This is a genomic window from Ochrobactrum quorumnocens, from assembly GCF_002278035.1.
Classification (GTDB): Bacteria; Pseudomonadota; Alphaproteobacteria; order Rhizobiales; family Rhizobiaceae; genus Brucella; species Brucella quorumnocens.
Genome location: NZ_CP022605.1, coordinates 206,594 through 220,913, shown reverse-complemented (window position 1 = coordinate 220,913; position 14,320 = coordinate 206,594). Strand labels below are relative to the sequence as shown.

The following is a 14,320-nucleotide window of genomic DNA, read 5'->3' as shown; positions in this document are numbered from 1 at the left end:
TGGCCGGCATTTCGTCAATTCTGATCAAGCGCGAGCTTTTATAATAAGGGGTGAAGCTTTTTTTGGAATACTCCTTATTCAAGTTTTGTAGTATCTCCCTTAAGTATCCTGACGGTTCATTTTAACATTTGTCTGTGCTGAGTCTGCATATACTAAAGGACGGGAATGAGAGTTTTGCTCGATACAAATTGTATTGTTGTTGTAATGACAGCAACGGTAAAAGACGAACGCAAACCGACAATACTTGATATGGATAAGCATGGATATGAATAAAAACAGCTAGTGGAAATTGTATTTTTCTATATAATGAGGAAGGATTTATGTTTACTAATTTCTTTAAGTTAACGAATACAATGTTGCTGCTGGCGAGATCGATTCGAAGAATATTTATTGCGAAATTGTAAAATAAGATGAATATACTATTATTTAATCTCGGTTTCGTACAGATATTAATTGGTCTGTTGTTTATTATTGAAGCTCAATCAACCCAACGTCTAATTCTTGGTACGATTTCGTTTGGGCTAGGATCAGTCTGTTTCGGGGTCGCCGTAGTCGTCAATCGACTGGATCAAATCCGTTCCATCTTTGACAATTCCAAACAACAATAAGGGTTGCCGCGATGCCGTACTTGACGAAGATGGACGTTTGCGTGGCTATTCAAGTTCGCAAACGCTGTCTTTGAAAGGCTTCAAACATGGATAGCACTGAAGATATTCCTGCGACGGTATACACGCGCTGCATCAAGTCACAGTGCAATTTGCCTTCGCGCTCAGTGCGGGGAGCTTTCTGTTTTGGTTTATAATCTTGGCCCAGTGGTCCCGGTGCAGGATTAACTCTTATTGGACTTCTTGTTCCGTTAGCCGTATTTTTCAATCCTTGCCAACGGGCAGTCGTATTAAGGTGATCTCGGATGGCTTGGTCTTTTCATCCCACTTGCCGGTGTCTTTTCCCATTTGACAAGTTGGGGTAAGGATAATCTCCTTAAGTTAGTCCAGTCTGTTATCCAACCCTGCTTATAAGCCCACTTGCTTTGCTAAATCGCGAGCGATTGTATTGCGAGTGTAAAAATGCACTTGAGAAATGGCAGAAAACACAGCATTCTCAAATAGTTACGCTAAAAACCCATTTTTAAGGTTAGCTGGTGCTCGCGCCATAGGCGCATTAATTGGTGCTTTAGTTACTTGTGCGAGCGTAATAACGATGAATCTCCACGAACCCTCTATGCGCTCGCCATCATTGGCGGAGCGGGCGCGGTACGTGACGTGGTGATTTTGTACGGGAAGCGCGTATAATTGTGCTGCAAACCAGCAGTTGAAAAGATGGTATCCGATTCAAATAAGCCTGAGTATTCCGCTATAATTTCAACATCGCTAAGTGTCATAATAGCGCTGGACCCAGTAGGCTTTATCCAGGGTCATATTCACGGATACCGTCTTCCTTCGCAAAAAGGACGCATGGGCCACTCGAACCTCGTGGGTCGTATGCAAACCCCCTAGTCGCCAGCGCGTATGTAATATCTCGGATGCCGGCAAGACCATAGAGGTGATCATGCAACTCAAGCGCAATACGCTCCACTCCCGTCAGGCTGGCATTCTTGAGCAAGTCAAGTTCGGCGCCTTCAATGTCTATCACGATGACATTAATACCAAGAAGAGCAATTAACTGGTCAATATTGGATGAAGGCAAGTCGATACTGCGCTCATATGGGCCCTGGTTTTCATCCATTGATGACATCCAGAAATCACGACGTACGTAAAACCGGATAGAACACGGTTCATTTGCCGTAAGAATGCCCTGTGATAAAACAACGTTGTCCAGTTTATTTGCTTCTATCACGCGATGAGCAAGTGCCGCCGTGGACGGGTTGGCCTCGAAGCCCCAAACAAAAACATTTTCAATTTTTGCAATGATTGACGTAATGATTCCAAGACCAGAGCCGAGCTCCAGAACTCGATCACCCGGTTTTACCGCCTTGAATATCGAGTTTGCTTCTTTGGCCTCATAATTTCCACTTGTCAAAGCCTGCCAGATAACTGGCGAGACCTCATCCGCAGAAATCGGTACATTGATCCCATGTATTTTTAACACCTTAACGCCCAAATCTATGCGTATTAGCGCGCACATCTTATGTGATATGAAGGTGGTGAATATCCGATTTTTTTATACTAAGCTACCTTTTGCAATATTCTTATCTATGAAGTTTGTGGCCAACTTTATGATCTGAGTGCCAGTTCGTCATAACCGTGGACATCCGTTAGCTCAGAAGCGGGAACTGGCTCTCCAATAAGGAAACCTTGAACTTGATCACAGCCCAGCCTTTTCAGACATTCGAATTGCTCTTCAGTCTCAATTCCTTCTGCGATCGTGATCATTTTTAGGCGCCGCCCAATACCCGTTACGAGCTCAATAATTGCTAAAGCATCAAGCCGTGTCGTGACATCACGTATGAACGATCGATCAATTTTAATTTTATCGAACGGAAAGCCACTGAGACTCCCTAGGGATGAGTAACCGGTTCCGAAATCATCCATAGCAATCTGAATACCCAAGGCTTTTAATTGACGCAGAGCATTTAGGGTATGTTCGTTTTTGTCGAGAAGTACTGATTCCGTAATCTCAAGTTCCAATCGGCCGGCATGAAGCCCACTCTGTTCCAGCGCGTTGATTACGCTTTCAATAAGGTTCGGGCTACCAAACTGAACGGGAGAGAGATTAATTGCAATTTTGAGTGGCTTACTCCATCGGGCAGCTTCTGAGCACGCTGATTTTAAAACCCAGTCTCCAAGTGTATGTATGAATCCAATTTTTTCGGCGATTGGAATGAACTCTAGCGGCGACACAGCACCACGAACAGGATGATTCCAACGAACCAGAGCTTCATAACCACAAATTTCTCGCGTATCCGTGCGGGCCTGTGGTTGATAGAATACTTTTAACTCGCTGTTCAGTAGCGATTTTTGAAGATCTGCTTCGAAAGACTTTTTCTCACGCAATCGTGTTTGCATTTGCGGCCTGAAGATGCTGGCATGTCCTGGACCAAGCGCTTTAGCTTCATAAAGTGCCAGATCAGCATGTTTGAAGAGTTCTTCTGTGTTTGGTTCGCCCTTAGAAATTGCAATGCCGATACAGGTGCCAATTTTAATTTCGAGTTCGCCCAAGTGATAGGGTTGGCCAATTTTTTCCATCAATAGATTAGAAAATTCGAGTGCCTCTTGTTCGGGGATGCCTGTTGACAATACGGCAAATTCGTCCCCACCCAATCGGCATACGATGTCGTCTTTTTGTCCAAGCCCGGTTAGCCGGTCTGCCACTGCTTGCAAAAGTGCATCACCAATATCATGCCCCAATGTATCATTTACGTCCTTAAATCCGTCGAGGTCCAACAAAAGAATAATCGCTGATTTTTGCCCGGTCTTTGCTGCAAGAAGTCTTTTCTCTAAATCCAGACGAAACAGAACACGATTGGGCAGACCGGTAAGTGCATCGTGATGTGCGTCATGTTCGAGGCGATAATTCTGCGACTGCAGTTCGCATGTCGCCTGCTGAAGTTCACTTGTCAGGCGTTGCATACTGCCATGGGCCCGATCAAGAAGCCTGTTATGACGAAGTAAAAGTATGAACAACGCGACACCGCAAAGGATAAGCCCCGCTGCAAGGGCTGTATAAATCAGATGTAATTGACGCACTTCAGCCTGAGCTGCATCAATAAGCCCGACATCATATTCCACTGCCGAGGAAGCGAGTGCGGTCATGGGGCCATCTAATGTGGCCATTGAATCAAGCTGCAATTTGATTGCTTCAGCGTCAAGCTGGTCGAGCCGATTATCAAGATCGTTCAGGGCATCACTTAGTTTAGTAAACAGCTCACGCCGCTGCGGATTATCCTGAATGAAAGAACGTAAGTTTCCCTGCTGGAGCAATTCCAAGCGCCCAAGCATAATATCGAGTCGAAGGTGTGTTTCTTCTAGTGTGTCGTCATTCATATTCAACGCATATGTCGCCAGAACGTGTTCTAGTCGCATATACTCCGACACGGTCTGACCGATAGACCAAGAATCATTATAGCGGGAAAATTTCTGAAGCGCGGTCTGTCGTTCTGCAATGACATAGGCGATATAAGCCGTTGCCATTACAAAACAACATATGATGACGCCCAAGATTCGTCTCACATTCTACCTTTATTCAACTATTAGCTTGGCAACCTGCCAAGCTGAACGTGTGTAATAGGTTTGGGTTTGAAGCTGCGGGTCGCTGTCATACGGATAGATGATAAATAAGGGCCCTTTATCACGAACAGCCATGTAATTCCCATCCCTTTTCATGGCCAGAATAACATCGAACTTTTTGAAATCTTCCATTGGCAGCGAACTGACATAGTCATTCAACGCGATGGCTGTCACTTTCGTTCCTTTAGCGCCTACGAGTGTCATGAGTTTGTCCATCGACACGCCTTCAAACAGCACACGACCGTCATACCATGGATTTGCAGTTTCAACAGCCTGCAGTCCTATGTGCTCCAGCATGTCACGGTCGAATTGCGCTGTGTCACCTACATTAGTATTTGAGATGTTGCCCGATATGGTCAGGATGGGTTTACTTGTTGGTTCAGATAGAGGCTCAGAGGACGCTGCGGATAGCCAAACAAAAGGTGACAGCAGACAGAGAAGGTAGGGGAGGATTTTCATTTTATTTCTCCATGAGAAATTGGAGCTCCGCTGAGGGTTGCCTGGATCGACATGAGTATCTCATGATTCAGGTATTTATTCACCTGTTATATAAGAATTTTGGTTAATCTCGGGGGGAGTCATGGCTGCACAGCTTTAAATAGTGTAGAGTCGAGTAAATTTATTCCGTGTATATTTATCATTTCACATTCAAGAGAGAGTTCTTTTACCGTACTGATTTTTCTCCTTTGCTTTTATAAACCGGAGTTTAATCAAGACAGTTCAGAAGTGGGTTGCAAGTTACACGCCATCGGCCCGTATAATTCCGACAAGAATCCTGGAGTTCATATCTCAACAAACTTATAGAGAAGAGCCAAGTGGAGAATTCTGGCAGATTGAGGGCTCGGTTGTTGTGTAACCAGCGTAGCCGCGGTCTTTCAGCTTAATGAAGAAATGTCAGAAAATAATGTTGTCAATTTGTCGGCGAATTGCTTGTTTGTTCGTAAGCCAATGGCTCACTCCACATTGGTCCGAAGCGATTATTGTGAAACGGCTTGGAGAATAGTCGATTATGGGAACGTACTGCGTTCAACAAAAGGTTAGTGTGTCGATCCTGCTTTCCGCCGTGCTCCCATTAAAGCTGGAGTCGAATGCCGCATGGGAAATTGCAACCACAATATCGGCTACTGAGCGTAATGCCCGCACGGAGGAAGTCGAACATCTCTGTGGGAAACCCTCAAGCTTTTCAACTAATGGAGCATTTGTACAATTTCAAAGGCGCGGAGGGCGGTAAGCTCTGGATCGTGGTTACTCTCTTCAAAGGCTCTCAAAACAAATTGAGCCAAGAGAATTTCGCTCTCGTGTGTGTTTGGCCAAGTACCTAGTAAGTCGCAGCATCGCACATAGGACATTCGCACCTGTTCTAACTCTTCTGAGCTAAATATCTGGCGATAAATTTCACTCTCGAAAGGCATTCTAACGGTCCCCCTCGCCAAAGTAAAACGCAAGTGCGAAGTAAACTGCAATAAAACTTTCGTTTAGAAACGCTGCTGGGGCGTTTCATCATATGAAATTGCTTAATTTTGTGATTAAGAATCGTTCCGGTAGCCATCGAGGATTGCTATCGGAACGGTCGCATCATGGCACTCGTATCTTGATGCGATCCGGTGTGTGTTTTCACCTATACGCATTGCAGTTGCGAGTACCTCTTCGGAACATAGGATCAGGCTCGCAGCTCCGCGATAGTTGTTGAACTGTGGTACTGAATCTACGTAGCGGCTGAGAATACAATAGCCGGTCTTTCCATTCAGGTGGGAAAGCGAACTTTTCCGCTGTCCCCGGTGGCCGGTGTGAGTTTGACTGTATAGGTCAGAAATGAGAGTTTGAGATAACCCTTTCCAAAAGCGCGTGGCACGACCCATTCCTTTAAATATAACACGTTAGGCTTTGAAATCGGGGGCGAAACTGTTCGCTAGCCGTATCGTTCTCAAAGGATACTGATTAGCATATGGACCGAACATGATTGGGGGCGATTTAATTCATCAGCTTTCGGCTTTAAAGTTCTTAGCTTTCTTAAGAAGTTCGATACGATTGCGACCTATTTTCTCAATCAGTTCCTTGGCCTGTAATGGTGAGAGATCCGAATTCTCAGTTAAGTATTTGACATCGCTATCTTGTGTCAGTGGATCGGTATTCTGTTGATATTTGATCATGACTTTTCCTGTCTGTGAGTGAAGTTTCAAACAACTGCGTCAATCAACTAGAAACATACCAAATCGCTACGCCTCCCAACATTAGCAGCCACCATATCACGAATGGCGCCACCGGCTTTTTAATCTTTGAATGGCCACAAAAACTCTGCTTTCCCATCAGGGAGGCGGAGCACAGTGGCTCCCGGACATTTGTGAGCGTTTGGCTACGCGTGGTCTTTATAGTCATAATTTTTCACCTCAAAGAATGAAACCGTTGAACCCAGAAATCGTTCCGCAATGGTTAAAATTGTTGATAATTGTAAGCAGACTGCAACCTAGGTAGCTTGTAGAACAGAGAGAATTTTGAAGATTTATCTGAACGGGAAGAGATCTGCATCCCGGTCTAGTTTGCCATTAAGTTGAGCTGATAAGATTTCGGCGGCAATTTTGCTAAAAGTTATGCCATTTCCCCCATACCCCATTGCGGCATAAACATTTGAATGTCCGGGTACGGCACCGATCATAGGGATGCCAAGTGAGGTCGAGCCAAAAGCGGCAGCCCAACGGTATTCCGGCTCGTCAACATTGCAGCCGATAAGTGCTTTCACTTTCTTCGCAATTTTGTGGCTCTTTTTGACTAATTTTTGTTCATCCAGATAAGCGTCGTCAGATTGTTCATCCTCTCCGCCGGCGATAAGACGGCCATTTTCAGCAGTACGGAAATAAAGATATGGGTCTGAAGCCTCCCAAACGAGATGGTTTGCAAGCCAAGCGGGAAGCTGAACATTATCCGGGCTGGCTATAGCCCAGGTCGATATGATTTGGTGATCATTGTTAGCCAAAGACTTGAGGAATTCATACCCTGTACAAAAAATCGCACTGGAGGCGGTGATGATCGTACCTGCAGCAGTTGATAAGGCTACTTTATTCGAGACACTAACCAGATCCGTGATTTCGGTGTTCGCAACCACTTCAACACCTTGTCTGATGCATGAACGAATAATACCGGCAGTGAGTTGTGCCGGGTTTGCTGAAGCCGATATGTCGCTTACAATCGCGCCAGTTCTATCAATTTGATACTGGTCTTTCAGAAGCCGGTTATCAAGAAAACTCGCGCCAATGCCGATAGCATTTCGTGCTTCGGCTTCAGAAGCCAGTGCGCGCATCCCATATTCATCACCTGCGAGATACAGAGCTTTTTTGGACTGTAAATGGCATGAAATATTGTGCTCGTGGACCAGAGAAACGATTGATTTGACCGACTGTGCCGACCGTAGCCAAATGCATTCTGCCGCTTCTTTTTTTAGAAATTTCTTGAGCTTGAAAAGAGGGACATCAAGTTCGTGTTGGATCATGGCTGTGCTCGCCATACTGCTCCCGAGCACGGGCGCTCGGCGATCAATTATCAGAATGCTTCTCTTGCCGTTCGCAAGGGCTTGAGCCGCAAGTGCCCCGCTGATGCCCGCCCCGACAATGACAACATCGTAGTGCAGTTTGGATGGAGTTTGCTTCGTTCTGACCGTTATATGCGGTGTGGTCTGCCAATAGGGCAGAGATTCTCGCAACTGTCGACGCTCGGTCGCTTTTTTATGAACCAATTTAGGTCACCCTGTGAACGTGTCATGCACTCTCATAACGGTTGCCGTCCCAAATGGTTCAACGAAGAATCAAATTCCTTACCCCATGTAGTGAGGGAATTGAAGGGCTCAGGTCAGAACGGTTGTTCGTAAAAGGGGTAAGCCTTCTGGCGAACAAGAAAGCTCTCACAGATAGTATGCGATCGCACTCGAGAATTTCGTGAGTGACTTTTCTCACAGTTCCAAACGCGAAAGCGCATTTCAATTGACTGAATGAGATCAGCGCTCTAACCGTTTGTGTTAACGCGCATCTTGTCCGGAAACCATTTCATACTTTGCGCAATACGCTCTAGTTGCGTAAATTGACCTCATCTTTCGGAACTCGAGTGGCTGTTTCTCTTAAGATTAGTTCAACGGGCCAGAGCTCGTGAATATTGGCGGGCGCTTTGTCATTAAGGATATCCATGAGCATATCTGCGCAACGTTTGCCGGCAGCGCGCATTGATGAACGTGTTGCTGTAAGTGACGGCACCATATTATCTGCGCTCAGAAATGAAATCACGTCATCATGTGCAATGACGGAAATATCTCCGCCGATGGTTAAACCGAAAGAACGGGCCGCTCGATAAATGCCCAAAGCGTTCATCATCGCACCTGCGACGAATGCTGTAGGCCATAAATCGCGCTCTAGGAGTTTTCTCGCTAAGCGGTAGCCGATCTCGTCTGTGAAATCGCCGTGTTCGACGAGATCTGGGTCAAATTCAACCTGGTTTTCTTCGAGAGCTTTACGGTATCCGATGTCCCTATCTAGTGAGAATGTAAAACCTTGGCGACCGTTGATCATAGCGATACGACGATGGCCAAGATCAAGCAGGTGGGTGGTAGAACGATAAACGGCACCTTCGTTGTCGATATCAAGCCACGCATGTGGAATATCGATTTTCGAACGACCATGAACGAGAAAAGGCATGCCTAATTCATTTAGCAAGCGAATGCGTTCATCATTCGGTTTGGGTGAGGTTATGATTATAGCGTCGACGCGTCGGCTGGTGGCAAGGCGCTGGAAAAATTCCACTTCATCTTCCGTGCCGTTATTTGCAATCGGGCTGACCAGGATATCCACCTCATCTTGACTGAGCCTTTCAGCCATACCGCGCATGAACTCAGCGAAGTGAAACTCACTATTACGCCGCATCACAACGCCAATAGCGCCTGTGCGACCTGTTACAAGTCGTACAGCGTTGACATTCGGTAGAGCCACCCTTCCAATAAAAAGATCGTTTTTTGGAACAATTGCCTTCGGGCATTGGTTTTATCAATAGGCACTTACATCCCCATCGTTCAATCCAAACAAGGGCTCACAGGCCACAATTAAGGAGAATACTCGTGTCTATACGCACTATCGTCTGGGGTGAAAATGTTCACGAGCAGATTAATGAAATCGTTCGTGCTGTTTATCCGAATGGAATGCACAACACGATTGCAGGTGCGCTGAATGCTGATAACAATATTGAAGCCACCACAGCCACCTTGCAGGAACCAGAGCACGGTCTGACAGAGGAACGCCTTGCCAACACGGATGTATTGGTCTGGTGGGGGCACAAAGATCATGGTGGTGTAAAAGATGAAGTTGTTGAGCGCGTGGCCAGACGCGTTTTTGAGGGAATGGGGCTGATAGTCCTTCACTCAGGGCATTTTTCCAAAATTTTCAAACGGTTGATGGGTACGCCCTGTGCATTGAAATGGCGTGAAGCAGGCGAACGTGAACGGGTTTGGATCGTGAACCGAGGTCATCCGATTGCACAAGGTCTTGATGAGAATTTTGTGCTTGAGAACGAAGAAATGTATGGCGAGCAATTTTCAGTCCCTGAACCGCTCGAAACCGTATTTATCTCATGGTTTGCGGGCGGCGAGGTATTTCGCTCCGGTCTGACATGGCGCCGCGGTGCAGGTAATATCTTCTATTTCCGTCCCGGTCACGAAACCTATCCGACCTATCACGACGCGAATGTGCAGACTGTACTCCGCAACTCTGTCAAATGGGCTTATAATTCCCGGCCCGCCTGGACTGGTATTCACACAGCGCCAAATGTTCCCGTAGACCAGGCTTTGGAGCCAGTTGTAGAGCGGGGGCCTAAACTTCATAAGGCGGGCGAAGCCGGTTATCGTTGAGGTGCATGATGCGTCTTCTTATCCTTGGAACTGGCGGCATGGCGAAGAACCATGCTGAGGCTTTCAAAGCCATTGATGGTGTCGAAGTGGTTGCAGCGTGTGATGTTTCAGCGGAACGCGTTGACGCTTTCTCAGAAAATCACGACATACACAATCGCTTCACGCGGCTTGAAGATGCTCTTGAATGGAACCGCTTCGATGCTGTTGCAAATGTGACGCCAGATGCGATCCACCATCCAACATCAATGGCGCTCATTGGTGCAGGTAAGCACATCTTCTGCGAAAAGCCGCTTGCCGAAAGTTACGAAAAGGCCAGTGAAATGGCCGAAGCCGCCGAGCAGGCAGGCGTCATCAGTATGGTCAATCTCACTTATCGCAATGTCGCCCCGTTGCAAAAGGCGCGAGAGATCGTGATGTCGGGCGAGATTGGTCAGGTGCGACACTTCGAGGCTTCGTACCTGCAGAGCTGGCTGGTGTCGAAAACATGGGGCGATTGGAAAACCGAGAGCAAGTGGCTTTGGAGGCTTTCCACGCGCCATGGCTCCAACGGAGTGCTTGGCGATGTTGGCATTCATATTCTTGATTTTGCATCTTATGCAATTGGCAGCGACGTCGAGCGCGCATCGGCACGACTAAAAACTTTCGATAAGGCCGACAATAATCACATCGGCGAATATGTGCTTGATGCGAATGACAGTTTTGTGATGATGGCAGAATATTCGAATGGTGCACTGGGTGTGATACATGCCAGCCGCTGGGCAACTGGGCATCTCAATGAATTGCGTTTACGCATTCACGGCGACAAAGGTGCCCTTGAAGTCATTCATACGCCCGCAGACTCGACCCTCCGTGGCTCTATTGGAGCAGATATCGAGACTCCGGTTTGGCGTGAGATCGAAGTGAGCCCGGTCGAAACGAACTATCAGCGTTTTGCTCGATCGGTCGCCGATGGTGTGGGGCTGGAGCCGAACTTCCGGCACGCTGCAAATCTCCAGCGCGTTCTCGATCATGCGATGAGCGTGGACCAGCCGCTACCGCAGGTGGTGAACGTCTAACTGGTCCGGGCACCGCCCGGACTTTCTATTTCGACTGGAAAATGACGGCACCTTCAGCGCTATTTTGGCAAGGTTCGTAATCTCAGTGGTCAATAAGAACGCGAATGGTTGCTAAAAGACCATAATTGTTTCACATAAATTATGGTTTGAATATTCTGCTTCGAGAAAATGGGGTGCAAGTTGTTACGCAAGAAGTTTGTTTTTCTCTTTCTTTTCCTTGCAATTATTGCGTCTCCCTCACACGCTTTTGAAGCAGGCCCTCCGCCAGATCTAAAGCCGTTGACGCAGCAGGTTCAAGCCGCACGTTTGACGGCAGAGTTTCTTTCGCGGTTCCATTACAAGCCGGTTGCGTTGGATGATACTCTGTCAGTCAAGATCATGAATCGCTATATCGATTCCCTTGATCCTGACCGGCTGATTTTCTTACGGTCTGATATAGATAGCTTCAAGACCAGCAGCACAGAAATTGACGATGCCATCAACCAGGAAGACCTGAGCATTCCGTTTGCCATTTTCAATATTTATGGGCAGCGTGTTGTTGACCGGATGACTTATGCACGTAGTCTGCTTAATCAAACATTCGACTTCAGTGTTCAGGAAGACTACCCGATTGTTCGCGATAAGGCTGTTTGGCCACAATCAGACAAGGACCGCAACGATTTATGGCGCAAACGCGTCAAAAACGACTGGCTGCGTCTGAAACTTGCTGGCAAGGACGATGCCACAATTCGCGAGACGCTGGACAAGCGCTATGAGAACACGCTCGCGCGTGCATATAAGTCGAAGTCCGACGATGTTTTCCAAATATTCATGGCAGCATATACGACATCCGTCGATCCCCATACCGACTATTTTGGTGCGAATGCTTCGGCAGAGTTTGACATCGCTATGAAACTTTCCCTTGTGGGTATCGGTGCTGTCTTACAGGAACGCGATGATTACACGACTATCCGCGAACTGGTGGCTGGTGGCCCCGCTCAATCCTCAGGAAAGCTTGCAGTTGGAGATCGTATCGTTGGGGTTGGTCAAGATGAAAACGGTCCAATAAAAGAAGTGGTCGGACTGCGTCTTGATGAGGTCGTTCAACTGATACGCGGTGCCAAAGGGTCGAGTGTGCGTCTGGATATTTTGCCGGCGGACGCGGGACCAGATGGGGCACATCACATTATCAGCCTGGTTCGCGACAAGATCAGCCTCGAAAAACAAGCAGCCCAGAAGACCATCATTTCGGTAAACGATAGAACTACGACGCGAAAGATAGGCGTAATCACTCTTCCTGCATTTTATGAGGATATTGAAGCTCGTCGAAAAGGTGACATGAATTATCGAAGCGCCAGCCGCGATGTCGCTAAACTGGTAGCGGAACTGAAGCAAGATAAAGTTGATGGCGTCCTCATTGACCTTCGCTATAATGGGGGAGGGTCATTGACCGAAGCGATAGATCTCACCGGCCTATTTGTTGGCAAAGGGCCTGTCGTTCAGCAGCGCAATGCAAAAGGTGAAGTGAAAATAGAGAGTGATGATCTTCCGACTCCGATCTGGAATGGTCCGCTAGGAGTTCTCATAAATCGTGGATCAGCATCGGCGTCTGAGATTTTTGCTGCAGCGGTTCAGGATTACGCACGAGGGGTGATTATCGGTGAGCCTAGTTTCGGTAAAGGAACGGTGCAAACCGTTATAAATCTTGATGAAGTAGTTCAGAATCCAGAAGCGAAATTCGGCGAATTGAAGTTGACGGTTGCGCAGTTTTTCCGAATAAATGGCGGCACTACGCAGCTACGTGGCGTGACGCCTGATATCAATCTTCCCGGTACGTTTAATATCAAGACCACTGGTGAATCTAGCTTCGATAACGCCCTGCCGTGGAGCCAGGTGAAGGCCGCGAAATACAAGTCGTTTGGCGATATGGCGGCGACGATCTTACAGCTGCAAGAACGGCATGATAGCCGAGTAAAGAATAAATCTGAATTTCAGCGTTTTTTGGAGGACATCGCTGCCTTGAAGGCACAGCGCGAAAAGACAATCATATCTCTCAATGAAGCCACACGTCGCGATGAGATATTTGCTGAAGCAAATCGCCTTAAGGCGCGCGGTAAGAACAATGATGAAGTTGATGCGGATAAGGACGATGGTCTACAGTCTAACGAGCGGAGTTTGAGCGCTGAAATTGCCTTAGAAAAAGCGCGCAAAAGTACAAAAGACGTTCTGCAAAATGAAGCAGCGGCTATCGTTGGAGAACTGGCGGATTTGCATAAGGAGGCCTCGAAATAGTTGTAGGGTAATCTGAAAGTTGGCGCGGCGGTCGTGATGAATGGCGCGCCATGAGCCAATCTGATGAGTTGTGTTTCATATGACTTTTATAGCAAAACTGTGATTAATCCAGCCTTGCTTTTTATCTGAAGATTTTCGGCTCAAATTTAAATGCCACTAGCGTCGAGTTCCACGACCCCGTTAAAGCCGCAAGATGCGCCATGGTAATATGAGCATCCGCCAACCTCTTGCAGTTCCATTGTGTACTCATCCAGAAACTGTATACCGATTTCACGATAGCGCTTGTTTTGAACAGATTCTTTGGCTTTTGCATTAAAGCCTCCATTCGGTACTGTCAGCGCTGTTCCTTCGCCTTCGATCCTTCCCGCGCAACCTGGTTGGTTTTCATGGGGACGTTTGTCGATAGCGAAATAGAATGCCGGTCTTCGGCCCTTCGAAGCAAGTGAGCATCCAGGGTAGCCGCTGTATTATCTTTGGAATAATGTCCTTCATAAGGCTTCTGGTTTTCGGCTGACGCGGATACAGGCCACCTGTTAATCGTTTCGGTCATCTAGGGTTATATATTATCCAGAAAATGCAATACTTATAGCCATCAGCAATCTTTTGTGTTTAACGGGATGTAGAAACCCACACAATAGTCAAGCGGCCATAAGCCGAATGAGCTGCTGAAGAGAAAGATAGACAAATGAAAAGCCAGGTCGCGGTTCTGATTTTTCTGTCTGTTTATGCGGTAGGATGCGGCCCGAACAAAGTTGTTGCTAACCTGCCTTCCCCGAGCGGACAATATCACGTTGAAGTTCGCAAATGTCCGCAAAACGGGTCTCTGACATGGGCGGAAACGACGCAGGTTTCTATTCTTAAATCCGGCACATCGGAAAAGTGCCAATCGG

The 14,320-nt window shown here is 47.1% G+C and carries 8 protein-coding genes and 1 pseudogene; 3 read left to right on the top strand and 6 right to left on the bottom strand.

Going from position 1 to position 14,320, the window contains the following annotated elements; genetic code table 11:
* Positions 1-1,404 precede the first annotated feature (1,404 nt).
* The 6 genes and pseudogenes from CES85_RS23070 to CES85_RS23040 all read right to left on the bottom strand — a co-directional run.
* Positions 1,405-2,124: an FkbM family methyltransferase gene (locus tag CES85_RS23070; protein ID WP_095448186.1), complete on the bottom strand. Its 720-nt coding sequence runs from the start codon at positions 2,122-2,124 to the stop codon at positions 1,405-1,407.
* Between the two features lie 89 nt (positions 2,125-2,213).
* The gene (locus tag CES85_RS23065) at positions 2,214-4,169 is read right to left on the bottom strand and encodes a putative bifunctional diguanylate cyclase/phosphodiesterase (RefSeq protein WP_095448185.1); all 1,956 of its coding nucleotides are present in this window, start codon (positions 4,167-4,169) and stop codon (positions 2,214-2,216) included.
* 9 nt (positions 4,170-4,178) lie between these two features.
* Positions 4,179-4,685 (bottom strand): putative pterin-binding protein, encoded by a 507-nt coding sequence (locus tag CES85_RS23060; protein ID WP_095448184.1) that lies wholly within the window; start codon positions 4,683-4,685, stop codon positions 4,179-4,181.
* A gap of 1,520 nt (positions 4,686-6,205) precedes the next feature.
* A complete protein-coding gene (locus tag CES85_RS23050; RefSeq protein WP_095448182.1) occupies positions 6,206-6,376 on the bottom strand; it encodes a hypothetical protein in 171 nt (56 codons plus the stop codon).
* A 350-nt stretch (positions 6,377-6,726) separates the two neighbouring features.
* Positions 6,727-7,953, bottom strand: coding sequence for an NAD(P)/FAD-dependent oxidoreductase (locus tag CES85_RS23045; protein WP_095448181.1), 1,227 nt, complete (start codon positions 7,951-7,953; stop codon positions 6,727-6,729).
* A 328-nt stretch (positions 7,954-8,281) separates the two neighbouring features.
* A pseudogene (locus CES85_RS23040) lies at positions 8,282-9,184 on the bottom strand (substrate-binding domain-containing protein); the annotation flags it as partial.
* 134 nt (positions 9,185-9,318) lie between these two features.
* Between CES85_RS23040 and CES85_RS23035 the strand changes: the two are divergent.
* From CES85_RS23035 to CES85_RS23025, 3 genes are all read left to right on the top strand, one after another.
* Positions 9,319-10,104, top strand: coding sequence for a ThuA domain-containing protein (locus CES85_RS23035; protein WP_095448179.1), 786 nt, complete (start codon positions 9,319-9,321; stop codon positions 10,102-10,104).
* Between the two features lie 8 nt (positions 10,105-10,112).
* Positions 10,113-11,159 (top strand): Gfo/Idh/MocA family protein, encoded by a 1,047-nt coding sequence (locus tag CES85_RS23030; RefSeq protein WP_095448178.1) that lies wholly within the window; start codon positions 10,113-10,115, stop codon positions 11,157-11,159.
* Between the two features lie 168 nt (positions 11,160-11,327).
* Positions 11,328-13,430 (top strand): carboxy terminal-processing peptidase, encoded by a 2,103-nt coding sequence (locus CES85_RS23025; RefSeq protein WP_095448177.1) that lies wholly within the window; start codon positions 11,328-11,330, stop codon positions 13,428-13,430.
* The last annotated feature ends 890 nt before the right edge of the window (positions 13,431-14,320 follow it).